We start from the raw sequence: 22,822 nt of genomic DNA, 5'->3' as shown, positions 1-22,822 counted from the left end.
CGGACTGTAGCCAACTTTCGGCTAACGCGCGGTAAGCCGGAAGGGCAGCCGAAGGGCCCGATCCATGACGAGGGGATCGGGCCCTTCGGTATTGTCAGCGACAATGTCACAGGATGCGAATACGGGACGAATGTATGCCGGGCAACCCGTAGAGGACCGGCAACGCCAGCGGCGTGCGCGTTTTCTGGAGTCAGGCCTGACGGTCTTCGCGCGCGACGGGTACGCCAACAGCTCGGTCGGTGCCATCTGTAAGGACGCGGGACTGTCGTCCCGTCAGTTCTACGAGGAGTTCACCGGCCGCGAGTCGTTGCTGTTGGAACTGTACGAGCAGATCGATCGGCAATCGCGCGAAGCGGTCGCCACTGCTCTCGAAGCGAAGACCGACGCGACGGTGCTCGAACAGATCGATGCCGCCGTGCGCGCCTACGTCGAGGCGATCGGCGCCGATCCACGCAAGGCGCGGGTGGCGCTCGTCGAGGTGGTCGGCGCGGGCCCCAAGGTGGAGAAGTTCCGGCTGGAGCTACGGCGCGTGTGGGGCTCGCTGCTGGCCAGCGCCGCCGAGGACGCCGCCATGCACGGCGAGATCCCCTCCGGTGACTACGAGCTGCGCGTGCTGGCCATCATCGGCGCGGTCAACTATGTCGTCGACGGCTGGAGCGGTTCCGATCCGCGGCCGCCGCTCGACGACGTGATCCAAGTGCTGAGCCGGGTGATCCTCGGTGCGGTAGGGGCCTGATGCCCCGGGTCGAGGTCGTCCCGATCCAGGTGCCCGACGGCACCACCCTGCCCGTGCGGCTCATCCCCGCGCGCGGCCCGCATCGACATCCGGTGACTCCGGACGCGCCGCGACCGGTCGTCGTCATCGTGCCCGGCCTCGCCGTGCCCGGTGAGTTCTACGAGTACTTCGGCGACCGGCTGGCCCAGCGCGGCTTCGACGTCGCCATCGGCGAGCTGCGCGGCAACGGTGACAGCACGCACCGGCCCGACGCCGACAGCGCCTACGGCTACCACGAATTGGCCTCCGTCGACTTCCCGGCGATCCTGCAGGCGGTGCGCGACCGGTTCCCCGGCAGCACGCCCTACCTGCTCGGCCACAGCATGGGCGGGCAGCTCGCCGTCCTCTACGCCGCCAGGGCGCGCGGGCGGATCGCCGGGCTGATCCTGATCGCGTCCGGCACGCCGTACTTCCGCGGATATCGCGGGGTGCTCGGGCCGGGGATGCTGGTCGGCACGGCCGCGGTGGCGGTCGCGTCGAATCTGGCCGGGTTCTGGCCGGGGGACATGCTCGGCCGCCGCGCCTTCGGCAGGCAGTCCAAGGTGCTCATGTCGGATTGGGCGCGGCTGGCCCGCACCGGGCGCTTCGTGCCCGTCGGCGCCGATATCGACTACGAGGAACGGATCTCGCGGTTGAAGTTCCCGATCCTGTCGATCACTGTGGCCGGCGACGACCTGGCGCCGCAGACCTCCGCCGACCACCTGCTGAGCAAACTGCCCGCGGCGCCGGTGACCCGGTGGTTCCAGCCGGAGGCCCTCGGGCACAACGGCTGGATCACCAATCCGGATTCCACGGTCGACGTCGTCGAGAAGTGGCTGCGCGACCGCTAGGGCCTACGCCGAACGGCGGCCCTCCATCAGCATCTGCGTGAAGAACTCGTAGACCAGCGCCGACAGGTAGGCCGACTGCTTGTTGTCGGCCGCGCCGCCGTGCCCGCCCTCGATGTTCTCGTAGTACCAGACGGTGCGGTCCTGGGATTCCAGCAGCGCCGCCATCTTTCGCGCGTGCCCGGGGTGCACGCGATCGTCGCGGGTGGAGGTGGCGAGCAGGATCGGCGGGTACTGCTTGCCGGTGTCGGTGTTCTGATAGGGCGAGTACTCGCTGATGTAGGCCCACTCCTGCGGCTTGTCCGGGTCGCCGTACTCGGCCACCCAGGACGCGCCCGCCAGCAGCAGGTGGTAGCGCCGCATGTCCAGCAGCGGCACCTGGCACACGATCGCGCCGAACAGCTCCGGGTAGCGGGTGAGCATGACGCCCATCAGCAGACCGCCGTTGCTGCCGCCGATGGCGCCGAGGCGATCCGGGGTGGTGATGCCACGGGTCACCAGGTCGCGCGCGACCGCGGCGAAATCCTCGAAGGCGCGGTGCCGGTGCTCTTTCAGTGCCGCGGTGTGCCATTCGGGGCCGTATTCGCCGCCGCCGCGGATATTGGTCACCACGTAGGTGCCGCCGCGCTCCAGCCAGGCCATGCCCGCCGAGCCCAGATACTGGGGCGTCTTGGAGATCTCGAAGCCGCCGTAGCCGTTCATGATGGTCGGGCTCGGCGTGCCGCGACGGTCACGGTGACGAATCACGAAGTAGGGCACGGCCGTTCCGTCGTCGGAGGTCGCGAAGAACTGTTCGGTCTCGATGCCGGTGGCGTCGAAGTAGGCGGGGGCCTGCTTGAGCACCGTGGCCGGTTCGCCGATGGCACTGCTGAGCAAGGTGGTCGGCGTGGCGAATCCGGTGGTGGTGAGCATGAACTCGTCGCCGCCCTCGAGCGGGTCGAGGTTGTTCACCGTGGTCGACGACATGGCGGGGGAGTCGGCGAGTTCGGTCGTCGTCCAGCCGTCGGGGCCGGGCGTGAGCACCCGCAGGCCGGTCTGCACGTCCTGCAGGGTGGTCAGGACGAGGTGGTTCTCGGTCCAGCCCCAGCCGTCGAGCGAGGTGTGCGCGTCGGGCGTGAACAGGGCCTCGAAATCCCGTTCGCCGGCGAGGAACCCCGGCAGATCGGTGACGAGCAGGCTGCCCGGCTCGAAGGTCGCGCCGCCGACCTCCCACGCGGTCTTCAGCCGCACCAGCAGCCAGTCGCGATACCAGCTCACATCGGCGTCGGTCGGAGTCTCCAGCAGGCGCCAGGTGCCATCGGCATCCAGCAGGGAGATCTCCTCGTTGAAGAAGTCGGTCGCCCGGCCGGCCCAGTGCCGTTCGAAGCCGGGATGGCGGTCGTAACCGGCGCTGACCGAGACGTCGGTCGGCTTGCCCTCGAAGACCGTCTCCGCCTCGGCCAGCGCGGTGCCGCGCCGCCAGCGCTTGGCGATGCGCGGGTAGCCCGAATCGGTGAGTGAGCCGGGGCCGAAATCGGTGCCGACGTAGACGGTGTCGATGTCGATCCAGCGCAGCTGCGACTTGGCCTCGGGCAGGAAGAACCCGCCGTCCGCCGGTGCGATGAACTCCCTTGTCGTCAGGTCGAATTCACGCTGGACCTTCGCGTCGGCACCGCCGCGGGAGAGCTGGATGAAGGCGCGCTCCTGCGAGGGCCGCAGGACGGTGGCGCCCGCCCAGACCCAGTTCTCCCCGTCGGCCTCGGCGAGGGCGTCGACGTCGATCAGCACATCCCACTCGGGGTTCTCGCTCGCGTAGGACTCGAAGGTGGTCCGCCGCCACAGCCCGCGCTGATGCTCGGCATCGCGCCAGAAGTTGTACAGCCACGGCCCGCGCCGGCCGGGGTAGGCGATCTTGGTGTCGTCGTCGAGCATGGCGAGCACGCGCTGCTCGAGCGCGCCGAACCGCTCCGTGTCCGCGAACCGCTGCCGCACCACCTCGTTGCGGGCCCGCGCCCAGTCCAGCGCGGCCTCGCCGGTCACATCCTCGAGCCAGAGATAGGGATCCGTCACGTCCTGCTCAACGCCGCTCATTCCCCCATTGTTGCCGAGTGGCCGCGGGAGTGTGCGGGCTCACCAGGAGTGAGCGACGTCGATCACCACGCGAGCGGGGTCGTCGAGGGTGAGAACCCGGAACGGCAGGCGGGCGCGGACGCCGAGGCCGAGGGTGGTCTGGCCCTCGAACGAGCCGGCCCAGGAGGCCTGACGGAAGGTCGGGTAGTCGCCGACGTCGACGAGTTCGGCGCGGTTCGCGGGGCGGTAGGTGCTGTTGCCCTCGGCGTCGTAGGCCGGGGCTTGCACCATCACCTGGAGGTACGCGCCGCCGCGCAACGGGACCGCGGCGCCGGAGCCGTCCATGGCGACCGTGTCGACGTAACCGACGCGGTAGCCCGGGAGCGGGCCGGACAGGTCGACGACGAGGCGGTCGAAGCAGTCGTGGCGGCCGGACCGGACTGCGCCGACGGTCGCGGTGGAGTACCCCGCGCTCGACTTGTCGAGGGAGCCCCAGGTGAGTCCGCAGGAGGACGGGGTCGCGGTAGCGGGCAGGGTCCACAGGCCCGCGCAGGCCGCGAGCGTGGTGAGCAGGACGAGGAAGCGACGCATGTCGCACCGCCTTCGGGCAGTGGGAGGAAGTACTGATTGATCGGACCGATCAGACAACCCGTTAGCGTCGTTGAGGTTCCGGATGTGTTGCGATCCGTAGGATCGCAGGTCACGGACTACGACCGGAGGTGACCATGGCGCCCTTCCTGTGGGAGCAGCACTGCTGTCTGCCGTTGCATCACACCGCGCGCATCGGCGAGCTCGCCCGCTACCCGCTCGGGTCGTATCTGTCGGTCAACGTCGGGTATTCGGCGCAGACCACCACGGATTCGCTGGCGCTGCTGCACCAATTCCGTGACCAGGCATCGGCCGATCCGCGTTTCCGGCTGGTCGAGCGCCGCGCCGATATCGGCGCCGACGACGCGATCGCGCTGGCCTTCGACCTGGAGGACTCGGCCCCGCTCGGCGGTGATCTCGACAATGTGGAGATGTTCTACCGGCTCGGCGTGCGCTCGCTGCTCCCGAGCTACAACCACGCCAACGCGGCGGGCTGTGGCTGTCTCGATACCGAGGACGCCGGCCTCACCGGCTACGGAAAAGACTTGGTGCGCAAGCTGAACGAGGTCGGCGTGTTCGCCGATGGCTCGCACTGCTCGCGTCGCACCGGGCTCGATATCGCGACCAACACCGCCGTCCCGATGATCTACAGCCACTCCAATTTCGCTGCCCTGTGGGAGCATCCGCGCAACATCTCCGACGACCAGGCCCGCGCCTGCGCCGAGACCGGCGGGGTGATCGGCATCAACGGGGTGGGAATCTTCCTCGGTCACAACGCTCCCGACGACCACGCAGCCCGGCTGGCCGCCATGGCCGACCACATCCGCTACGGCGTCGATCTGGTCGGGCTCGACCACATCGGCATCGGTTCGGACTACTCCTTCGACGGCCGGGAATTCAACGACGAGATCCGGGACAATCCCGGCGCTTTCTCCGAGGCGTACACGAAATGGGGCCCGCTCCAATGGGTTCCCCCGGAGGACCTGCTCGGCGAGTCCGGCGCACCCGGCCTCGACGAGCTGCTGGCCGACCGGGGGTTCCACCGAGCCGAGCGCGCGGCGATCTTCGGCGGCAACTTCGCCAGGGTCGCCGGCCAGGTCTGGCGCGACTGACCGCAGCCGAGGCGAACCAGCCTGCCGCGCGGGGCGGCGGCGGTTCGCGCTAGTCGGCGACGGGCGTCGGCACCGGCTGGGCCGCGCGCTTGCGCGCCGTGACCTTCCCGTACAGGAAGAAGTACCCCTTCACGTACTGGCCGACGAGGATCGCGTTGATGATCGTGCCCTCGCGAATGAAATGCGGTGCGCCGAGGAAGATCAGCCCGATGCCCGCCGAGATCGCGAGCAGCGTGCAGTCGAACACGGTCTTGATGTTGCCCCACTTGCGGCCCGTCCGCTGCTGGATCGTATTCACGAACAGGTCGATCGGCATCAGGATCAGGTTCGCGCGAATCATCAGGAACAGGCCCAGCGCCAGCATCGCGTCGGCGAAGACCAGCAAGACGAGGTTGGCCGCGTACGGCTCCAGGTGGACCCACTCGGTGAGCCACAGGTTCAGGTCGAGGAGCAGTGCCAGCACCAGCGCCGGGATCATCGAAAGCAGGTAGCTCGCCTTGAAAGCCTTCGGTCCGACCAGGAAGGTCAGGCCGAGCATGATGATCTCGAGGATGAGGTTGTAGTTGCCCTGGCTCAGCGGGGTGAACACCAGCGTCATCGTGCGGGTGAGGCTGCTCTGCGGGGAGATCCCGATCCCGGCCCTGATGGCCAGGCTGAGGCCGAGGGTGAGGATATAGATTCCGGCGACGTAGGTGATCCAGCGGCGCACCTTGTTCCCGTTGTCGATGACTGCCGCGTCGTTGTCGTGCTGCATAGCGGTGGATCCCTTGCTCTGGTAGCCGACGCTATTTCATGAAGCCGAAGCGATCGAGCGAGATGAACAGCGTCAGTAGCTTGTTGACGACCGGTTCGCCCTCGTTGTGATGGCCGATTTTCGCCAGCGCCTCGTCGATCGACCGGGTCGCCTCGACGAGTTCGGTCAGGTCCATATCCGCCATGACGCCATAGAAGTCCAGCGGCAGCACGGCTTTCGCTTCCTGCTCGTCGGTGACGACACAGCCGCCGACCAGCCCGTCGAGCTGCTGGAGGTTCGCGCGCATCTCGGCGCTGTCGGATCCGACGACCACGAAGTAGGCCGACGGCGCTGGCCAGAAGGTCGAGACCGCCCCGCGCTCGATCGAGACGCCTTGGAACAGCCCGTTCACGATGTGGCGCGCGCCGTCGGCGTAGCGCTGCACGATCGAGATCCGGTTGAGCCGCACCCCGTCGTGCTCGGGAACGATCGCGCCGTCGCGCACCGGCACCCAGACCTCCTGCGCGAACTTGCGATGCCCGCGCCCGTAGACGTCGAAGAGCAGCACCTTCGCCCGGGTGCCGTCCGCCGAGATCTCGATCGGGGTGAGGTCGAGCTGTTCGGCACGCAGGCCCTCGAGCCCGGGCCTGGGCCGCTTGGCCAGCACCGAATAGTCGATCCCGACGGGCTCGAGCAGGCGCCGATCCCGGGCCACCAGCTTGCCGCCCTTGAAGACATAGCGCGGATTGATCGTGGCGAGGCTGTCGGTGAGCACGATGTCGGCGAAGCGGCCCGGGCTCAGCGAGCCGAGATCGCGGTCCTTGTGGAACGAGCGCGCCGCGTAGAGGGTGCCCATCTTGATCGCCTTGATCGGCGGCATACCCATCTCCACGGCCAGGGAGACGACCCAGTCGATATGGCCCTGCCGCAGGACCCGGTCCACCGAGATATTGTCGGCGCAGAGCTGGAAGTTCTCGGCGGGCCAGTGCCGTTTTACGATGGCGCGCAACATTGTTCGAATGACCTCCGGGCTACCGACGCCGAATTTGATCTGGGTGTTGAGGCCGTAGCGAATGCTCTTCTCGATATCGGCTTCGTTCCAGACGTCGTGGTTGTTGTCGACGCCGATCGCGGGCATGTAATTGAGCAGCATGTCCGGCAGTGATGTGACGCCCCAGTGGCAGTTGACGAATCCGGCGTTCGCCCGGCCGAGCGCGGACTTGCGGAAATCGTCGGCGTTGCCGGTCATATAGGACAGATGGGCCAGTTCGCCGAGGCCGATGACCGGATCCATCGCCAGCATCGCTTCGGTGACTTCCGGCGAGGTCTTCTTCCCCGGCGCGAAAGCGTAGAGCCGGTAGGGGAGTTTGTCGTGGTCGGCGAACAGCGCCCGGGCGGCGTCGACCGCTTCGTCGCCCGCCGCGCTGGCGAAATCGAGGGTCTCGCCGAAGACCGTGGTCGTGCCGCTCGGCACGATCGCCTCGCCGAAGGCCGCCGGATGCGCGAGCTGGGATTCGAAGTGCAGGTGCGAGTCGATCAGGCCGGGAATCGCGTAAAGGCCGCCACCGTCGAAGGATTCGCGATAGCGCACGATCGACTCGTCGGGGTTCAGCGCGATGATGCGTTCCCCGTGGACCAGCAGCGAACCGGGATAGACGGATTCGCTGTGCACGTCGAGGATGTGCAGATTGCGCAGCAGCAGGTCCGCTTCCTGCTCGCCTGCCAGGATGGCGAAGATCGTGCGGATGTGATCGTCGTGGGCGGAAACCTCGGCGGCGCCCGGGAAAGGGGCCTCGGTCGTCGAATTCTGCTGGGGCATGGCGGTCCTCATCTCGATATTTCGGCACTGTCGCTGCGCCTGTATCGATTGGACGTGATCAGCACCGTTGCCCACAAGCATTCGTTTTCGCACGAGGTGTACTAAATTTTCGTACACTAATTCCAGGAGGTGGCGGTGCTCCATTCACGATTGCTGCAGTACATCGACGAAGTGGCGCGGCTCGGGTCGATTCGCGCGGCCGGTGCCCGGCTCCATGTCGCGCCGTCGGCGATCAATCGGCAGATCCTGCTGCTGGAGGCCGAACTCGACCAGCCGCTGTTCGAACGGCTGCCGCGCGGCATGCGGCTCACCCCGGCGGGCGAGGCGCTGCTCGTGCACATCCGGCAGACGCTGCGGCAATACCGCGAGACCGTGGCCGACATCCGTGATCTGCGCGCGCTCGGCAGCGGGGAGGTCGTGATCGCCACCATGACCGGCCTGGCCAGCAGTGTCGTGGCCACCGCGGCCACGACGTTTCGCGCCCGGCATCCGCAGGTCCGGATCTCGATCCGCACCATGTCGACCCTCGACATCGTGCAGGCCATCGAGAACAGTGAGGCCGACCTCGGCCTCGGCTTCAATATCCCGCCGTCGGCGCAGCTCGAGGTCTGCTGGCAGATGAACACGCGGCTCGGAGTCGTTGTCTCGCCGCATCATCCGCTGGCCCCGATGGAGACGATCCCGCTCGCGCAGTGCACTCCGTTTCCGCTGATCTTCGCCGACCGTTCCATGGTGATCCACGGGATCGTCGCCGAGGCCTTCGCCAACGCCGGTCTCGATATCCAGCCCGCGTTCCACACCAATTCGATCGAGACGATGAAGCGGCTGGCGATGTCCGGCGAGGCGATCGCCTTCCTCAGTGAGTTCGACATCGCTGAGGAACTCCGGGACAGCCGCCTGGCCTTCCGGCAGGTGCGCGACGCTTTCGACGTCAACATCATCTCGCTGGTGCGCCGGGAGAAGCACGGGCACGGCCTGGCCGGTTTCCTGCTCGCCGACGAGATCGGCAAGGCGCTGCGGCCCGGCGAGCCCGACTAGCGGCTCGCCGTCGGCGGGCCGCTGGTCGGGCGGTGGAACGCTGTGGCGCGAGCGGTCAGGCCGACGTTTCGATCGGCAGGCCCGCCTCGGACCAGTCCTGGATGCCTTCGCGGTACTTGCGGACATCGGTGTAGCCGAGGGCTTCCAGCTCGCTCGCGACGACCTGGCTGTTGCCGCACCCGGCGTTCGAGCAGTAGACGACGACCGCCGCGTCGCGGTCCGGCAGGAGTTCGGGGGCGCGGTCGGCGACATCGTCGGCGATCAGGTTGAGCGCGCCGGGCAGGTGCGCCTTGGCGTAGTACTCCGGGCCGAGCGCGTCGAGCACGGTCACGGTGTTCGACTCGATCGCCGCGGCCAGTTCGTCGCGGGTGATGAGTGCGGTCATGGGGTCCACCTCGGTTGTTCGAAGGAAATTTATGTGCGTGCACACGCTACTAGTTGTGTGCGCACGCACGCAAGTGGGTAGACTGGTCCGGTGCCGAACGATCAGCCGTCCCGTCGTCCCGCGGTCGCCGCGTGGGCGGCGCTGTTGCAGGTGCACGCGGCGTTCGTCCCCGAACTCGACGCCGAACTCCGCAAAGCCACCGGCTTGCCGCTGACCTGGTACGACGTGCTGCTCGAACTCGACGCGGCCGGGCCGATGCGGATGAGCGATCTGGGCGACAAGGTCGTCCTCAGCCGGACCAGGGTGAGTCGCCTCGTCGCCGAGCTGGAAGCCGACGGCCTGCTGCGCCGCGAGACCAACCCCGACGACGGCAGGTCCGCGCTGGTGGCCATCTCCGACCTCGGCAGGCAGCGGTTCCGCGAGGCCGCGCCGCACTACCTCGCCGGCATCGAACGCAGGCTCGGGGCCCACGTGAGCGCCGCCGAGCTCGCGGCCGTGGCCGACACGTTGCGCAAGGTGCTCGGCGGTCCGTAGCGCCCGCTCGCGCGCACCTCACCTAAGTGGGGGACGGGTGGGTGAACTCCCCGAAACAGAGTTAGGCTCGGGGTCGTGACTTCCCACTACGATGTCGTCGTTCTCGGCGCTGGTCCCGGCGGATACGTCGCCGCGATCCGTGCCGCTCAACTCGGCCTGCGAACAGCGATTGTCGAGCAGAAATACTGGGGTGGCGTGTGCCTGAACGTGGGCTGCATCCCGTCCAAGGCACTGCTGCGCAACGCCGAACTGGCCCATATCTTCCACAAGGAAGCCAAGACCTTCGGCATCTCCGGTGAGGTCAGCTTCGACTTCGGCGCCGCCTTCGATCGCAGCCGCAAGGTGGCCGACGGGCGCGTCAAGGGCGTGCACTTCCTGATGAAGAAGAACAAGATCGACGAGTTCGACGGTCTCGGTACCTTCACCGGCCCGAACTCGCTCGATGTGGCCCTGACCAAGGGCGGCACCGAGACGATCACGTTCGACAACGTCATCATCGCCACCGGCACCACCACCAAGCTGCTGCCGGGCACCCAGCTCTCGGCCAACGTGGTGACCTACGAGGAGCAGATCCTCACCCGTGAGCTGCCCGGCTCGATCCTGATCGTCGGCGCGGGCGCGATCGGCATGGAGTTCGCCTACGTCCTCAAGAACTACGGCGTCGACGTGCGGATCGTGGAATTCCTCGACCGCGCGCTGCCCAACGAGGACATCGACGTCTCCAAGGAGATCACCAAGCAGTACAAGAAGCTCGGCATCACCATCACCACCGGTGCCGCCGTGCAGTCGATCGACGACGACGGCTCCAAGGTCACCGTCCAGATCAAGGACAACAAGTCCGGCGCGATCGAGACCGTCACCGTCGACAAGGTGCTGCAGGCCGTCGGCTTCGCGCCGCGCGTCGATGGCTACGGCCTGGAGACCACCGGTGTCGCCCTCACCGACCGTGGCGCCATCGCGATCGACGACAACATGCGCACCAACGTGCCGCACATCTACGCGATCGGTGACGTCACCGCCAAGCTCCAGCTCGCGCACGTCGCCGAGGCGCAGGGTGTGGTCGCCGCCGAGACCATCGCCGGCGCCGAGACGCTGACCCTGGGCGACTACCGGATGATGCCGCGCGCCACCTTCTGCCAGCCGCAGGTCGCCAGCTTCGGTCTCACCGAGCAGCAGGCCCGCGACGAGGGCTACGACGTGAAGGTCGCGACCTTCCCGTTCACCGCCAACGGCAAGGCGCACGGCCTGGCCGACCCGACCGGTTTCGTGAAGCTGATCGCCGACAACACCCACGGCGAGCTCATCGGCGGCCACCTCATCGGCCCCGACGTCTCGGAGCTGCTGCCCGAGCTGACCCTGGCCCAGAAGTGGGACCTCACGGTCAACGAGCTCGCGCGCAACGTGCACACCCACCCGACGCTCAGCGAAGCGCTGCAGGAAGCGATCCACGGCCTCGCCGGCCACATGATCAACTTCTGATTCGTCGAAGACACGAGGGGCGGTCGCCGGGCGACCGCCCCTCGGTCGTGTCCGCGACACGAATTGCGTGTATTTCTTTTCGGCCAAAATTGCGGGCGTTGATTTGGCGAATGGGGATGCTGTCCACGATGATCCGTGTAGTTCTTCGTTCGCTCGATAGTCGCTACACCTGATCTCGTGAGTACATGGGTAACTCGCCGGGCACGCCCACTAGCTGACTTCCTCGTGACCGCCAGCCCGGCACCCTGGCTGTTCGACCTGCCGACCACCGGCAAGAGTCGCGGGGAGGCGGACAGAGAGGCAACGGATTCGATGAGCAAGCGCATTCTCGGTTGGGTAGCTCGTGCGGCGGCAGTGGTAGCGGTGGCCGGATTCGGAACCATGGCGCCCGCGGTGGCCGAACCGCTTTTCCCCGGTGGCCCCGATCTTCCCGGTGTTCCCGCCGTCGTCCCGACGGCGTCGCCGTGCCCGGTGGTCGAGGCGAGGGCGTGCATGCGGCTGTCGACGAACGAAGCGTGGCTGGTCGACAACGGCCGGGTGATCTTCGGCCCGACGCCGATTTCGCACGGTATGGCCGGATACGAAACTCCGCCCGCGGTCACCCGGATTTCCTTCAAGCGGGAATTCCACTGGAGCACGATGCACAACGCGCCGATGCGCTGGGCCACCTTCTTCAACGGTGACATGGCATTCCATGTCGGCCCGGTGAATTCGAAGTCGCACGGTTGTGTGCGCATGACCGAGGACGGCGCCCACCGCTTCTTCGACTACCTGAACCCGGGCGACATCACGCAGGTGATCGAGTAGCTGTACGGAGTGGCCGAGGATGCTTGCCGGGACGGGTCAGCCCGTGCCCGGTGAGTCATCCATGTTCTCGCGTTCGTCTGTCGCCGGGTTCCCCTCGTGCGGTATACAGCTTGTGTGCGTAAGTGGTTGATCGGCGGGGCAGCGGTCGTCGCGGTACTGCTGGTGGTGGTCGGCGGGCTGTATGTGCTGATGAATTCGCGGACCTACCAGTTGACGGGACGATTGGTCGATCGCGTCGACACCGACGAGAAACTGGTCGCCCTGACCTTCGACGACGGGCCGACCGAACGCACGCCCGAGATCCTGCGCGTGCTCGCCGAATCGCGGGTCCCGGCCACGTTCTACCTGGTCGGGGAAGACCTGGCCGCCCACCCCGAATACGGCGCGGCGATCGCCGCGGCGGGCCACGAGATTGGCAATCACTCCTATACGCATCGCCGCATGGTGCTGGTCTCCGGCGACACCGTGCGCGAGGAGATCGAGCGCACCGACGCCGAGATCCGCCGCACCGGCTACCAGGGCCCGATCACCTTCCGGCCGCCCTACGGCAAGAAGCTCTGGGCGCTCCCCAGTTACCTCGCCGAGCACGACCGCACCACCGTGACCTGGGATGTCGAGCCCGACTCCGCGGGTGGCGCGAGCCGTGCGGACGTCGTCGCCGACACCCTGGCCCGGACTCGGCCCGGCTCGGTCGTGCTGCTGCACGTCATGCACGGGCGCGAATCCGCCGCCGCGCTCCCCGAGATCGTCACCGGCCTGCGCTCCCGAGGCTACGAATTCACGACCGTCTCCGAGCTGCTCCGGCGCGACCACGGCTGACTCGCCGGGGACAGGCGCACTCCGACTCGGCACGCGCCGCCGCGAATCGCGCCGGGCCTAGCGATCGGCCTGGGTCCGCGGAGTGGCGGATCGGTGGTAGCTCGCCTGGGCTTCGCGGACCGTGTCCATGTTGGTCTCCAGGACCACGATCAGCGACTCCAAGCGCTCGGCGACCTGCGCGCCGAGCTCGGTCAGCGTGTACTCCACGCGCGGCGGAATGGCCTCGAGCACCTCGCGATGCACCATGCCGTCGCGTTCGAGGGTCTGCAGGGTCTGCGACAGCATCCGTTCGCTCACGCCGTCGACGCGCCTGCGCAGCGCGCTGAATCGGTAGGGGCCTTCGCGTAGTGCCACCAGGGCCAGCACGCCCCACCGGCTGGCGACATTCTGGAGCACCGGCCGCGACTCGCAGTTGCGCGCGAAGACGTCGGCTTCCAGCGCCTGATCGTCGTCGGTCGACGGGGGCTGCGTGCTCATGCTGCCGATCGTACCGCCCTTGACCAGAGTGCCTGCGGAATGCATAGTGCTTACGAATAGTTAGTACTTCAAAATCGGTACAAACCCTGGAGGAAGATCATGACTGTTGCGGTGACCGGAGCGAGTGGACAGCTGGGCAGGCTCGTCGTCGAGGCCCTGCTGGCGGCGGGCGAACAGCCGGTGGCGATCGTGCGCGATCCCGCCAAGGTAGCCGACCTGGCCGAACGTGGTGCGCAGGTCCGGCAGGCGAGTTATGACGATTCCGCAGCACTCGATGCCGCGCTGGCCGGTGTCGACCGGTTGCTGCTGGTCTCGGGTAACGAATTCGGCGCCCGGGTCGCCCAGCACACCACTGTCATCCGGGCCGCCGAGCGCGCGGGTGTCCAGCTGCTCGCCTACACCAGCATCCCCGTCGCGACCGACAACCGGATGATCCTGGCGCAGGAGCATCGGGGCACCGAGGAGGTGCTCGCCACCGCGTCGGTACCGACCGTCCTGCTGCGCAACAGTTGGTACTGGGAGAACTACGCCGCCGGCGCCGCGCATGCCGTGCAGACCGGTGTGCTCGCCGGCGCCTCGGGCGAGGGCAAGGTCTCCGGTGCCCCGCGTGCCGACTACGCCGAGGCGGCGGCGGTCGTGCTCACCACCGACGGCCACGAGGGCCGCGTCTACGAGCTCGGCGGGGACGACGCCCTGACCGGTGCCGACATCGCCGCCGTACTCACCGAGGTCGCCGGCACGCCGGTGCGCTACGAAAACCTGACCGAAGCCGACTACGCGGCGGTCCTGCGCCAGGCGGGCCTGCCCGAGCCGGTGGCCGCGGCGCTGGCCGATGCCGACTCGGGCATCGCCGACGGCCTGCTCGAGGTCCGCACGGGCGACCTGGCCAAGCTCCTCGGCCGCCCGGTGACCCCGCCCGCCGAGGCGTTGCGCGCCCTCCTCGGCTGATTTCGGGGGTGGGCCGACGGGGAGTGGTGTGGCAGAGTTCGGGTGTGGCTACCGAAACTCCCCGTCGACGCGCGCACTCCTACCTGAGCGGGCTGCTGTTCGTGATGGGTGCCTTGCATTTCGTCGCGCCGAAGCCGTTCGACGGCATCGTGCCGCCGAAGCTGCCCGGCAACCCGCGGACCTACACCTACGCGTCCGGGGTCGCCGAGCTCGGCGTCGCGACGGCGCTGGCGGTGCCGCGCACCCGCCGGTTCGGCGGTTGGCTGGCCGCGGCGCTGTTCGTCGGGGTCTTCCCGGCGAACATCCAGATGGCCGTCGACGTGGTCGGCAATCCGAAGGCGAACGGCCTGTTCAAGGCCGGTGTGCTGGCGCGGCTGCCGCTGCAGATCCCGATGGTCGTCGCCGCGCTGCGCGTCGCGCGCCGCTGATCACACCCACTGCACCAGCTGGATGACGATCCCGTTCGGGTCGGTCATCTGGAAGTAGCGCTCGCCCCACTCCTCGGTCTCGATGGGCGTCTCGATCGGCACGCCCGCGGCGCGCAGTCGCTCGTACTCGGCGTCGATGTCGTCGACGATGAACACCACGAGCGTGCCGTCGCCCGCGCTGCCCGCGATGCGCGCCGGCTTGAAGGTGCTCAGGCCGGTGCGCAGGTAGATGACGTTCATTCCGGCATCGGGCCGCTGGAGGGAGACGAACCCGTCGGCGGCCATCTGTTCGGTGAAGCCGAGGTGTTCGACCAGGAACTTCGCCGAGGCCTGGGGGTCGGCGACATTGAGCGAGATGGCGGAGCCGGTGATCTGCATGCGTTCTCCTCGGTTCGTTTAACTCCGTACGATGTACGGTTGAAACCATGACGGCGAACCGAACGCTTCGCCCTATGAGCTGAGTCACAACATGAGCGCGGGACAACGCGCCGGGCACGGGCTGACCGTGCCGGTGACCACCGCCCGCCGCCGACCTGACCCAGCTCCGAGCCTCGGTCCGGCTAGAAGTCGCGGAGAGGCGGGAGAGTGTCGCGGTCGATCCGCAGCGTGGTGATGGTGGCGGCCAGGCCCTCGTACTGGTTGATCAGCAGCACGATCTCGATGAGCCGGCGCTCGTCGTAGTGTGCGGCGAGCTCGGCCCACGCGGCATCGTCGACGTCGCGGCTGGTCACCAGCTGGTCGACGACGGTGAGCAGCGCCCGCTGCCGTGGCGTCCAGCCCTCGGCCTCGGGCCCGGCGGCGACGCGGTCGATCTCCACCGCCGAGAGTCCGGCCTTGCGGCCGAGGCGGCGATGATGGTCGGTCTCGTAGTCGCACGCGCGCAGGTGCGCGACCCGCAGGATGACCAGTTCGGCCTCGGCGCGTGGCAGCCGCCCGCCCGGCATGAGCTTGCCGGAAAAGTGCAGCCAGCCGCGGAACAGCCCGCCGGTGCGCCCGAGGGTGCTGAACAGATGCGCGTCATCGGTGCCCGACGCCCGGGAAAGCACTTGCCAGACAACCCAGTTGATCGGTCCGAGCTCGGCGAACCGTCCCGGGGAAACCCGTGGTAGGGGCGCTGGATCCATCACTTCTCCACCTGTCTGCTCGTGCTCGCCCGGCCGGTTCGCAGCGTACTCGCCGGTATGGGATCGCGAAGGCGACTGCGGGAGTCGTGCCGGTTTTCTTTGGTTTCCAGTGGTTTTCGCAACAGTTGCGCGTCATGATCGGTGGGTACCGCAGCGCGCAGCGGCGGTGTGAGGTCGCAGCACTGGTAGGGGAACATCGGAATGCTGGTTCGGATCAGGCCGGATGCGGAGCTCACCGGCGCCGAGCGGGAGTTCGTCGATTGCCTGCGCGCCTATCCGAGCACGGGGCTCGCGCTGGTGGATTGCCGGGTCGGTGATCGCAGGCTGGGCGCGGTGATCGTGACGCCGCGGGGGATCACGGTCATCGAGGTGAAGGGCTTCCGGCGACGTCAGAGCGGCCTGCTCGCGGTCTCGGCCGCGGGCGAGTGGACGATCAGCGACAGCCCGCTCGACCTGGACGCCGAGCCCTCGACCGGGCTCACCGACCGGCTCGAGCACGGGATACACGCCGTGCGGGTGGCGCTGGAGCAGGCGCTGCAGGACAGCAGGCACGTCAGCGGCGCGGTGGTGATGGTGCCCTATCGGGGCGTGGTGGTGCGGCCCGCCCGCACCGCGCTGCGGTCCGGGCTGGACGTGCTGGTCGCCAATACCGTCGACGCGCACGAGCTGCGCGTGTACCTCGAGGGCTTCTCCGCCGGGCCCCGCGAATGGACGATCGACCGGGTACTCGCCACCTGCACCGCGCTGGGCGCCGGTGACCTGACGCCCGCGCGCGCCGACCTGGCCGCCGACGGCTTCGAGGGCAGCCGCCCCGCGCCGGCGCCGCGCCCGCCGCAGCCGCGCAAGTTCACCGAACCGATCCAGGCGCCGCCGCCCGCCGAGCCGTCCGAGCGCGGGAAGCTGGTCGGGCTGATCCTGTTCGTCGCGGCCGTGCTCGGTGTCTTCGTGGTGTTCCTGGTGGTCGGGCAGGCCCTGCTGCGGGACTCGCCGCACCCGCGTCCCAGCTCCGAGATCTCGCAGAGCACGACCAGGGCGCCCGCCTCGACCCCGGCCAGTCAGCGTCCGGTCCAGTGCTGGCCGTTCCAGGAAGGCTGCTGAGCCCTCAATCTCGCACGGCACGACCGAGTTTGGTGAAGGCGATCGCCTGCGCGGCCCGCACCCGGACGTGCGCGCGGGAGGAATCGATGTGCGCGGTGAGGGTGTGCAGCGCCTGGTCGCCCGCCCCGGCCAGCACCTGCTCGGCGATGGTGATGTGCTCGGCTGTCATCGCCGCGACCCGCTCGGCGGTCGGCACGTCCATGGTGCGCACCGGGCGCACCCGCACGTAGACCGCGGTGAGCGCCTCGGCGAGGGCCGAATTGCCCGCCGCCCGCAGCAGCTCGGTGTGGAACCGCTCGTCGGCGGCCACCAGCTCCGGCCCGGGTTCCGGTGGCGTGTCCCGGTATTCGCGCCAGCGCTCCAGTTCGGCGCGCACGGCGGGCAGATCGTGGGCGGCGGGGCTGTGCGGCTGGACCGAGTCCGCGGCATCGATGCGCTGGAAACCCCGGGCTTCCAGCACTATTCGTAGTTCGTAGAGCTCGTCGAGCTCGGCCAGGCGCGGGCGATAGAGGTAGAGCCCGTCCGGGTGGCGCTGGACCAAGCCGTCGGCCTGGAGCCGGGCCAGCGCCTCGCGCACCGGAGTGCGCGAGACGCCGTAGCGCTGGGCCAGCCGTTCGGCGCGCAGTCGTTCGGTCGGCGGGAGGGTCCCGGTGGCCAGGTCGTCACGCAGCGCCAGGTAGACGCGCTCGGCCAGGGACACCCGCCCCCTGCGGTTCATGGCCTTCGGTCAGATCGCCATCGCCGCGCGGACCGCGGATTCGGCACCGGCACCGCCCTCGCCCGAGGACCCCAGATGCCCCGAGTGCAGCACGTAGTAGTGCTGAGCGGCTTGCAGCGCGAAGCCGATGTGCTGCTCCACCAGCAGCACGCTGAGTCCGCCGCGCTGGGTGAGATCGATGATGGTGCGCTCGATCTCGGCCACCACCGAGGGCTGGATGCCCTCGGTCGGCTCGTCGAGGATGAGCAGCTTGGGTTCGGTGATCAGCGCGCGCGCGATGGCCAGCTGCTGCCGCTGACCGCCCGAGAGCAGGCCGGCCTTGCGGGTCAGCAGCTCACGCAGCGCGGGGAACAGCTCGAGTGATTCCTCGATCAGCGCCTTGCCGCGTTTGCGCCCGTCCGCCACGACCTGCAGGTTCTCGGCGGTGGTCAGCTGGGGGAAACTCTGCTGCCCCTGCGGCACGTAGGCGATACCGCGCTTGACCCGCTGCGACGGGGACAGCTTGGTGATCTTGTCGCCGTCGAAGGTGATCGTGCCCGACTTGGTCGGCAGCAGGCCGACCGCGGTGCGCAGCAGCGTGGTCTTGCCCGCGCCGTTGTGGCCCATGATGGCGACCACGCTGTCGTCGGGCACGGTCAGGCTGACACCGTGGATGACCTCGGTGCGCCCGTAGCCGGAGTGGATGTCGTGTAGTTCAAGCATCGGCGGACTCCTTGTTCGTCGCGTCCCCGGCCAGTGCCGCGGTGCCGAGATAGACCTCCTGCACCTTCGGGTCGGCCTGCACCTCTTCGACGCTGCCCTCGCTGAGCACCTTGCCGCCCGCGAGGACGGTGACCGAGGTGGCGAAGGAGCGCATGAAGTCCATGTCGTGCTCGACGACGACGACCACGCGGTCACCGCCGATGCGGCGCAACAGGTTTCCGGTCTCCTCGCGTTCCTCGGCGCTCATGCCCGCGACCGGTTCGTCGAGCAGCAGTACCGAGGCGTTCTGCACCAGCAGCATGCCGATCTCGAGCCACTGCTTCTGTCCGTGCGCCAGCACCCCGGCGGGCTTGTCCCGCAGCGCGGTCAGACCCGTTGTCTCCAAGGCCTCTTCGATGCTCGGCAGCACCGACTTGCGCGCCCGCAACAGCGACAGCGCCGAGCGGCCCGCCCCCGCCGCGATGTCCAGGTTCTGCAGCACGCTGAGCTGCTCGAACACGCTCGCGGTCTGGAAGGTGCGGCCGACGCCGAGGCGGGCGATCTGGTGCACCTTCTTGCCGAGCAGCTCGGTGCCGGATTTCTGGGCCGAGCCGGTGGCCGGCACCAGGCCGGTGATGGCATCGATGAGCGTGGTCTTGCCCGCGCCGTTGGGGCCGATCAGGAACCGCAGGTCGCCCTGGAGCACCGTCAGATCGACGTCGGTGACCGCCTTGAACCCGTCGAAACTCACCGAGAGACCGCGGATTTCGAGGTAGTCGCTGTCCATGCCCGCGTTGCCGCCCGCTTTGGGCTCGTGTGTGGTCATCGCGCTTCCACCTTCTCCTCGGTGACGACGGGTGCGGGTGCGGCGGGCGTCGCCGGGGCCGGTTCGGGGGTGCGGCTGTGCCACCAGCCCTTGAACAGCGGCCACAGCCCGGCCAGCCCGGCGGGGATGAAGCCGACGACCACGATGAACAGCACGCCCTGCAGGTAGGTCCAGCCCGAGGGGAACGACTCCGACAGCGAGGTCTGCGCCCAGGCGACGCCGATCGCGCCGAGAACCGGGCCGAGCAGGGTGGTGCGGCCGCCGATCGCGACGCCGATGAGGAACGCGATGGACGGGACGACACCGATGTCGGCGGGGGAGATGATGCCGACGATCGGGGTGAACAGCGCACCGGCGATGCCGGCCAGGAACGCCGCCACCACGTAGGCGACGATCTTGATGTTGGCCGGGTCGTAGCCGAGGAAGCGCACCCGCTCCTCCGCGTCGCGCACCGCGACCAGCAGTTCGCCGTAGCGGCTGCGGTTGAGCTGCCGGATCAGCGCGACGACCAGCAGCAGCGTGCCCGCGGCGATGAAGAACAGCATCTGGCGGTTGGCCGGGTCGGAGAGCCGGAACCCGAAGAAGGACCGGAAGTCCGACAGGCCGGTGAAGCCGCCGATGGCCTGCTGCCCGGTGAGCAGGATGGCCAGCGCCGCGGCCAGCGCCTGGCTCAGGATGGCGAAGTACGCGCCCCGCACCCGGCGCTTGAACACGCCGTAGCCGAGCACGGCGGCCACCAGCGCGGGTAGCACCAGGATGGCGAGAATCGCCATCGGCGCCGAGGCGAAGGGCTGCCAGAACCCGGGCAGTTCGCTGATGCCGGAGATCTCCATGAACTCCGGGACGTCGTTGCCGAGGCGGGCGGCGTCGGCGAGTTGCATGTGCATGGCCATGATGTAGGCGCCGATGCCGAAGAACACGCCCTGGCCCAGGGTGAGCATGCCGCCGCGGCCCCACGCCAGCCCGATCCCCGCCGCCACGATGGCGAAGCAGAGGAACTTGGCGAGCAGGTTCAGGCGGAAGTCGCTCAGCACCGCCGGGGCCACCGCGAACAAGAGGAAGGCGGCGATCGCGAACCCGGCGAGCGGGGTCAGCCGGGGGTAGGCGCGAAGACGTTCCGTGAGTGCGGTCATGCCAGACTCCTTGTCCGCACGGTGAACAGACCCTGCGGGCGAACCTGCAGGAAGATGACGATCAGCACGAACACGATGACCTTCGCGATGGACGCGGTGGTCGAGTATTCGATGAAGGAGTTGAGCAGGCCGAGCGCGAACGCCGCGATGACCGTGCCCTTGATCTGGCCGAGGCCGCCGATCACGACCACCAGGAACGCGTCGATCAGATAGCTCTGGCCGATGGTGGGGCTGGTCGAGCCGATCAGGGTCAAGGCCACACCGGCCACGCCGGCCAGGCCGGAACCGATGAAGAACGTGCTGATATCGGTGAACCGCGAAGAGATGCCGGAGGTTTCGGCCAGGCCGCGGTTCTGCACGACGGCGCGGATACGACGGCCCATCGGGGTGGTCTTGAGGACCGCGGCCAGCGCGGTCACCGCGACGATCGCCAGCACCAGGATGAAGATGCGGGTCTTGGGCACCACCGCGCCCGCGATGGTGATGCCGCCGCTGAGCCATTCGGGCACCAGCACGTTCTTGGCGGGCGCGCCGAAGATGTCACGCGCGGCCTGCTGCAACACCAGGCCGACACCGAAGGTGACCAGCAGCGTGTCCAGCGGGCGGTCGTACATGTAGCGGATCAGGCCCATTTCCAGGGCGGCGCCGAGCATGCCGCCGATCAGGAAGCCCATGAACAACGAGACGACCAGTGAGACGCCCGCCGACGAGAAGACTTGCTGCACAACGTAGGTGGTGTAGCAGCCGGCCATGATGAATTCGCCGTGGGCCATGTTGATGACGCCCATCTGACCGAAGGTCAGCGCTAGGCCGAGGGCGGCGAGCAGAAGAATTGAACCGAGGCTCAACCCGGTGAAGAGTTGGCCGATGAGTACATCCATGTGAGTTCCCTGCGATCGGTGACCACGAGCGGCCGACCTCGAGGAGGCCCGTTCGCGGCCGGCTCGCCGCCGACCGGCCGAGACGCTGCGCCTCGGCGCGGGTATCGGCCGGTCGGTGGTGAGCCTTGGGGGCCGCGAACACGTCGCGGCCACGCGACAGCTACTTCAAGCCCTTGGCCCAGTCGTAGGACTTCAGGTACGGGTCCGGGGTGATCGCCTTGCCCGAGTCCCACACCGTGTAGATCAGGCCGTCCGGCCGGATCTCGCCGATGCGGGCGGTCTTGGTGATGTGGTGGTTGGAGCCGTCGATGGTGACGGTGCCCTCGGGGGCTTCGAAGCTGACGCCGTCAGCGGCGGCCTGCACGTCGGCCACGGCGAAGGACTTGGCCTTCTCGACGGTGTTCTTCCACAGGAAGACCGAGGCGTAGGCGGCTTCCATCGGGTCCGAGGTGGGCTTGTCGGCGCCGAAGGCGGCCTTGTAGTCGGCGACGAACTTCTTGTTCACCGGGGAGTCGACAGTCTGGTAGTAGTTCCAGGCGGTCAGCTGGCCCGCGATGTTCTGCGCGCCGATGCCGGCGACCTCCTCCTCGGCGATCGACACCGAGACCACCGGCATCTCAGCGGCTTTCAGGCCCGCGTTGGTGTACTCGCGGAAGAACGCGACGTTGGAGTCGCCGTTGAGGGTGTTGAAGACCGCGCCCGCCTTGGCGTTGCGGACCTTGTTGACGATGGTGGAGAAGTCGGTCGAGCCGAGCGGGGTGTAGTCCTCGCCCTTGATCTCGATGCCGTTGGCCGCGGCGTAGGCCTTGATCTCGCGGTTGGCGGTCTGCGGGAAGACGTAGTCCGAGCCGACCAGGTAGAGGGACTTGATGCCCTTCTGCTTGAGGTAGTCCAGCGCGGGGATGATCTGCTGGTTGGTGGTGGCGCCGGTGTAGAAGATGTTCTTGCTGTCTTCCAGGCCCTCGTACTGCACGGGGTAGTACAGCAGCGAGTTCAGGCTCTCGAACTTGGGCTTCATGGCCTTGCGGCTCGAGGAGGTCCAGCCGCCGAACACCGCGGCGACACAGTCGGAGCTGATCAGCTTCTCCGCCTTCTCGGCGAAGGTCTTCGGGTCGGAGGCGCCGTCTTCGAGGACGATCTCGATCTTCTTGCCCAGCACACCGCCCGCGGCGTTGATCTGATCGATCGCCAGCTTGGTCGAATTGGCCACGGTGACTTCGGAAATGGCCATGGTGCCCGACAGCGAGTGCAGCGAGCCCACCTTGATGGTGTCCTTGGTGGTGTCGACGCAGGATGCTGCGGTCGTGCCGGACGACGCGTCGTCGCGGGCACCGCAACCGGTGAGCAACAGGCCTGCGATGGCCACCGCGGCAGGCACCGTGAGTGCCTTGACCAAACGGGATTCAGACATGGGGCGGTTCTCCTCATCAGGTGTTACGGCGGCGCCATGCGCGCCACAACGAACACCGCCGCGGTCTGCCCCGGTGACTGGATGTACACCGAGTTGTATACAGCGGCTGTATTCGTGAGCGGAACAGTAGAG

At 68.2% G+C, this 22,822-nt stretch carries 25 protein-coding genes; 11 read left to right on the top strand and 14 right to left on the bottom strand.

Annotation, left to right across the window (positions count from 1 at the left end; genetic code table 11):
• The first annotated feature begins 103 nt into the window (after positions 1 to 103).
• Positions 104 to 736: a TetR/AcrR family transcriptional regulator gene (locus Q7X29_RS32205; RefSeq protein ID WP_316576257.1), complete on the top strand. Its 633-nt coding sequence runs from the start codon at positions 104 to 106 to the stop codon at positions 734 to 736.
• Positions 736 to 1,605 carry an alpha/beta hydrolase family protein gene (locus tag Q7X29_RS32200; protein ID WP_218722089.1) on the top strand — a complete coding sequence of 290 codons (870 nt, stop codon included), beginning with the start codon at positions 736 to 738 and terminating at the stop codon, positions 1,603 to 1,605. Before Q7X29_RS32205 ends, Q7X29_RS32200 begins: the two co-directional genes overlap by 1 nt.
• Before the next feature lie 3 nt (positions 1,606 to 1,608).
• Here Q7X29_RS32200 and Q7X29_RS32195 read toward each other — a convergent pair whose 3' ends face one another.
• A complete protein-coding gene (locus Q7X29_RS32195; RefSeq protein ID WP_218722088.1) occupies positions 1,609 to 3,672 on the bottom strand; it encodes a prolyl oligopeptidase family serine peptidase in 2,064 nt (687 codons plus the stop codon).
• Positions 3,673 to 3,711: 39 nt separating this feature from the next.
• Positions 3,712 to 4,242, bottom strand: a complete 531-nt coding sequence (locus Q7X29_RS32190) for an AMIN-like domain-containing (lipo)protein (protein WP_316576256.1) — start codon at positions 4,240 to 4,242, stop codon at positions 3,712 to 3,714.
• 134 nt (positions 4,243 to 4,376) lie between these two features.
• Here Q7X29_RS32190 and Q7X29_RS32185 point away from each other — a divergent pair, with 134 nt between their 5' ends.
• Complete coding sequence (locus Q7X29_RS32185; protein ID WP_218722086.1) at positions 4,377 to 5,351, top strand: dipeptidase; 975 nt, start codon at positions 4,377 to 4,379, stop codon at positions 5,349 to 5,351.
• A gap of 49 nt (positions 5,352 to 5,400) precedes the next feature.
• Here the strand turns inward: Q7X29_RS32185 and Q7X29_RS32180 are convergent, their stop codons facing one another.
• On the bottom strand, positions 5,401 to 6,105 hold the full coding sequence (locus Q7X29_RS32180; RefSeq protein WP_218722085.1) for a YczE/YyaS/YitT family protein: 705 nt from the start codon (positions 6,103 to 6,105) through the stop codon (positions 5,401 to 5,403).
• A 31-nt stretch (positions 6,106 to 6,136) separates the two neighbouring features.
• Entirely contained in the window at positions 6,137 to 8,047 is a 1,911-nt protein-coding gene (locus tag Q7X29_RS32175; protein WP_316576255.1) for an adenine deaminase C-terminal domain-containing protein, read from the bottom strand.
• On the opposite strand from Q7X29_RS32175, the gene Q7X29_RS32170 reads away from it, so the two are divergent.
• Complete coding sequence (locus Q7X29_RS32170) at positions 8,039 to 8,941, top strand: LysR family transcriptional regulator (protein ID WP_316576254.1); 903 nt, start codon at positions 8,039 to 8,041, stop codon at positions 8,939 to 8,941. The two genes, Q7X29_RS32175 and Q7X29_RS32170, sit on opposite strands and share 9 nt — an antisense overlap.
• A 55-nt stretch (positions 8,942 to 8,996) precedes the next feature.
• Here the strand turns inward: Q7X29_RS32170 and Q7X29_RS32165 are convergent, their stop codons facing one another.
• Positions 8,997 to 9,326, bottom strand: coding sequence for a rhodanese-like domain-containing protein (locus Q7X29_RS32165; RefSeq protein ID WP_218722082.1), 330 nt, complete (start codon positions 9,324 to 9,326; stop codon positions 8,997 to 8,999).
• Positions 9,327 to 9,416: 90 nt separating this feature from the next.
• Between Q7X29_RS32165 and Q7X29_RS32160 the strand changes: the two genes are divergently transcribed.
• From Q7X29_RS32160 to Q7X29_RS32145, 4 genes are all read left to right on the top strand, one after another.
• Positions 9,417 to 9,860, top strand: coding sequence for a MarR family winged helix-turn-helix transcriptional regulator (locus tag Q7X29_RS32160; RefSeq protein ID WP_218722081.1), 444 nt, complete (start codon positions 9,417 to 9,419; stop codon positions 9,858 to 9,860).
• 75 nt (positions 9,861 to 9,935) lie between these two features.
• Entirely contained in the window at positions 9,936 to 11,339 is a 1,404-nt protein-coding gene (lpdA, locus tag Q7X29_RS32155; protein WP_316576253.1) for a dihydrolipoyl dehydrogenase, read from the top strand.
• A gap of 225 nt (positions 11,340 to 11,564) precedes the next feature.
• A complete protein-coding gene (locus Q7X29_RS32150) occupies positions 11,565 to 12,146 on the top strand; it encodes a L,D-transpeptidase (RefSeq protein WP_316576252.1) in 582 nt (193 codons plus the stop codon).
• Positions 12,147 to 12,260: 114 nt separating this feature from the next.
• A complete protein-coding gene (locus Q7X29_RS32145; protein ID WP_218722078.1) occupies positions 12,261 to 12,965 on the top strand; it encodes a polysaccharide deacetylase family protein in 705 nt (234 codons plus the stop codon).
• A 57-nt stretch (positions 12,966 to 13,022) separates the two neighbouring features.
• Here the strand turns inward: Q7X29_RS32145 and Q7X29_RS32140 are convergent, their stop codons facing one another.
• Complete coding sequence (locus Q7X29_RS32140; RefSeq protein ID WP_316576251.1) at positions 13,023 to 13,442, bottom strand: winged helix-turn-helix transcriptional regulator; 420 nt, start codon at positions 13,440 to 13,442, stop codon at positions 13,023 to 13,025.
• A gap of 99 nt (positions 13,443 to 13,541) precedes the next feature.
• On the opposite strand from Q7X29_RS32140, the gene Q7X29_RS32135 reads away from it, so the two are divergent.
• Both Q7X29_RS32135 and Q7X29_RS32130 read left to right on the top strand, forming a co-directional pair.
• On the top strand, positions 13,542 to 14,390 hold the full coding sequence (locus Q7X29_RS32135; RefSeq protein WP_218722076.1) for an SDR family oxidoreductase: 849 nt from the start codon (positions 13,542 to 13,544) through the stop codon (positions 14,388 to 14,390).
• A gap of 104 nt (positions 14,391 to 14,494) precedes the next feature.
• A complete protein-coding gene (locus Q7X29_RS32130; protein ID WP_316576375.1) occupies positions 14,495 to 14,818 on the top strand; it encodes a DoxX family protein in 324 nt (107 codons plus the stop codon).
• Here the strand turns inward: Q7X29_RS32130 and Q7X29_RS32125 are convergent, their stop codons facing one another.
• Both Q7X29_RS32125 and Q7X29_RS32120 read right to left on the bottom strand, forming a co-directional pair.
• The gene (locus Q7X29_RS32125) at positions 14,819 to 15,196 is read right to left on the bottom strand and encodes a VOC family protein (RefSeq protein WP_316576250.1); all 378 of its coding nucleotides are present in this window, start codon (positions 15,194 to 15,196) and stop codon (positions 14,819 to 14,821) included.
• A gap of 182 nt (positions 15,197 to 15,378) precedes the next feature.
• A complete protein-coding gene (locus tag Q7X29_RS32120) occupies positions 15,379 to 15,942 on the bottom strand; it encodes a carboxymuconolactone decarboxylase family protein (protein ID WP_218722073.1) in 564 nt (187 codons plus the stop codon).
• A gap of 201 nt (positions 15,943 to 16,143) precedes the next feature.
• On the opposite strand from Q7X29_RS32120, the gene Q7X29_RS32115 reads away from it, so the two are divergent.
• The gene (locus tag Q7X29_RS32115; RefSeq protein ID WP_316576249.1) at positions 16,144 to 17,040 is read left to right on the top strand and encodes a nuclease-related domain-containing protein; all 897 of its coding nucleotides are present in this window, start codon (positions 16,144 to 16,146) and stop codon (positions 17,038 to 17,040) included.
• 4 nt (positions 17,041 to 17,044) lie between these two features.
• On the opposite strand, the gene Q7X29_RS32110 is transcribed toward Q7X29_RS32115, so the two are convergent.
• The 6 genes from Q7X29_RS32110 to urtA form a co-directional block, all read right to left on the bottom strand.
• Positions 17,045 to 17,758 (bottom strand): GntR family transcriptional regulator, encoded by a 714-nt coding sequence (locus Q7X29_RS32110; RefSeq protein WP_316576248.1) that lies wholly within the window; start codon positions 17,756 to 17,758, stop codon positions 17,045 to 17,047.
• Between the two features lie 9 nt (positions 17,759 to 17,767).
• Positions 17,768 to 18,460: an urea ABC transporter ATP-binding subunit UrtE gene (gene urtE, locus Q7X29_RS32105; RefSeq protein WP_189025293.1), complete on the bottom strand. Its 693-nt coding sequence runs from the start codon at positions 18,458 to 18,460 to the stop codon at positions 17,768 to 17,770.
• Positions 18,453 to 19,265, bottom strand: a complete 813-nt coding sequence (gene urtD / locus Q7X29_RS32100) for an urea ABC transporter ATP-binding protein UrtD (RefSeq protein ID WP_218722070.1) — start codon at positions 19,263 to 19,265, stop codon at positions 18,453 to 18,455. The genes urtE and urtD overlap by 8 nt, the downstream gene beginning before the upstream one ends.
• Positions 19,262 to 20,398, bottom strand: a complete 1,137-nt coding sequence (gene urtC, locus Q7X29_RS32095; RefSeq protein ID WP_316576247.1) for an urea ABC transporter permease subunit UrtC — start codon at positions 20,396 to 20,398, stop codon at positions 19,262 to 19,264. The genes urtD and urtC overlap by 4 nt, the downstream gene beginning before the upstream one ends.
• Entirely contained in the window at positions 20,395 to 21,279 is an 885-nt protein-coding gene (gene urtB, locus Q7X29_RS32090) for an urea ABC transporter permease subunit UrtB (protein WP_316576246.1), read from the bottom strand. The genes urtC and urtB overlap by 4 nt, the downstream gene beginning before the upstream one ends.
• Positions 21,280 to 21,439: 160 nt before the next feature.
• Positions 21,440 to 22,690: an urea ABC transporter substrate-binding protein gene (gene urtA / locus Q7X29_RS32085; protein WP_218722067.1), complete on the bottom strand. Its 1,251-nt coding sequence runs from the start codon at positions 22,688 to 22,690 to the stop codon at positions 21,440 to 21,442.
• Between the last annotated feature and the right edge of the window lie 132 nt (positions 22,691 to 22,822).

It is taken from the genome of Nocardia canadensis, assembly GCF_032656385.1.
GTDB lineage: Bacteria > Actinomycetota > Actinomycetes > Mycobacteriales > Mycobacteriaceae > Nocardia > Nocardia canadensis.
Note: the sequence above shows the minus strand (reverse complement) of the source record. Positions and strands in the feature narration are given on the sequence as shown.

Bases quoted from the DNA above. Each gene is read 5' to 3' on its own strand.
- urtC (WP_316576247.1), bottom strand. From the start codon at position 20,398: ATGACCGCACTCACGGAACGTCTTCGCGCCTACCCCCGGCTGACCCCG.
- Q7X29_RS32120 (WP_218722073.1), bottom strand. From the start codon at position 15,942: ATGGATCCAGCGCCCCTACCACGGGTTTCCCCGGGACGGTTCGCCGAG.
- Q7X29_RS32110 (WP_316576248.1), bottom strand. From the start codon at position 17,758: ATGAACCGCAGGGGGCGGGTGTCCCTGGCCGAGCGCGTCTACCTGGCG.
- urtD (WP_218722070.1), bottom strand. From the start codon at position 19,265: ATGACCACACACGAGCCCAAAGCGGGCGGCAACGCGGGCATGGACAGC.
- Q7X29_RS32205 (WP_316576257.1), top strand. From the start codon at position 104: ATGTCACAGGATGCGAATACGGGACGAATGTATGCCGGGCAACCCGTA.
- Q7X29_RS32135 (WP_218722076.1), top strand. From the start codon at position 13,542: ATGACTGTTGCGGTGACCGGAGCGAGTGGACAGCTGGGCAGGCTCGTC.
- urtA (WP_218722067.1), bottom strand. From the start codon at position 22,690: ATGTCTGAATCCCGTTTGGTCAAGGCACTCACGGTGCCTGCCGCGGTG.
- Q7X29_RS32200 (WP_218722089.1), top strand. From the start codon at position 736: ATGCCCCGGGTCGAGGTCGTCCCGATCCAGGTGCCCGACGGCACCACC.
- Q7X29_RS32195 (WP_218722088.1), bottom strand. From the start codon at position 3,672: ATGAGCGGCGTTGAGCAGGACGTGACGGATCCCTATCTCTGGCTCGAG.
- urtE (WP_189025293.1), bottom strand. From the start codon at position 18,460: ATGCTTGAACTACACGACATCCACTCCGGCTACGGGCGCACCGAGGTC.
- Q7X29_RS32185 (WP_218722086.1), top strand. From the start codon at position 4,377: ATGGCGCCCTTCCTGTGGGAGCAGCACTGCTGTCTGCCGTTGCATCAC.
- Q7X29_RS32165 (WP_218722082.1), bottom strand. From the start codon at position 9,326: ATGACCGCACTCATCACCCGCGACGAACTGGCCGCGGCGATCGAGTCG.
- Q7X29_RS32115 (WP_316576249.1), top strand. From the start codon at position 16,144: ATGCTGGTTCGGATCAGGCCGGATGCGGAGCTCACCGGCGCCGAGCGG.
- Q7X29_RS32175 (WP_316576255.1), bottom strand. From the start codon at position 8,047: ATGGAGCACCGCCACCTCCTGGAATTAGTGTACGAAAATTTAGTACAC.
- urtB (WP_316576246.1), bottom strand. From the start codon at position 21,279: ATGGATGTACTCATCGGCCAACTCTTCACCGGGTTGAGCCTCGGTTCA.
- Q7X29_RS32190 (WP_316576256.1), bottom strand. From the start codon at position 4,242: ATGCGTCGCTTCCTCGTCCTGCTCACCACGCTCGCGGCCTGCGCGGGC.
- Q7X29_RS32130 (WP_316576375.1), top strand. From the start codon at position 14,495: ATGGGTGCCTTGCATTTCGTCGCGCCGAAGCCGTTCGACGGCATCGTG.
- Q7X29_RS32180 (WP_218722085.1), bottom strand. From the start codon at position 6,105: ATGCAGCACGACAACGACGCGGCAGTCATCGACAACGGGAACAAGGTG.
- Q7X29_RS32125 (WP_316576250.1), bottom strand. From the start codon at position 15,196: ATGCAGATCACCGGCTCCGCCATCTCGCTCAATGTCGCCGACCCCCAG.
- Q7X29_RS32140 (WP_316576251.1), bottom strand. From the start codon at position 13,442: ATGAGCACGCAGCCCCCGTCGACCGACGACGATCAGGCGCTGGAAGCC.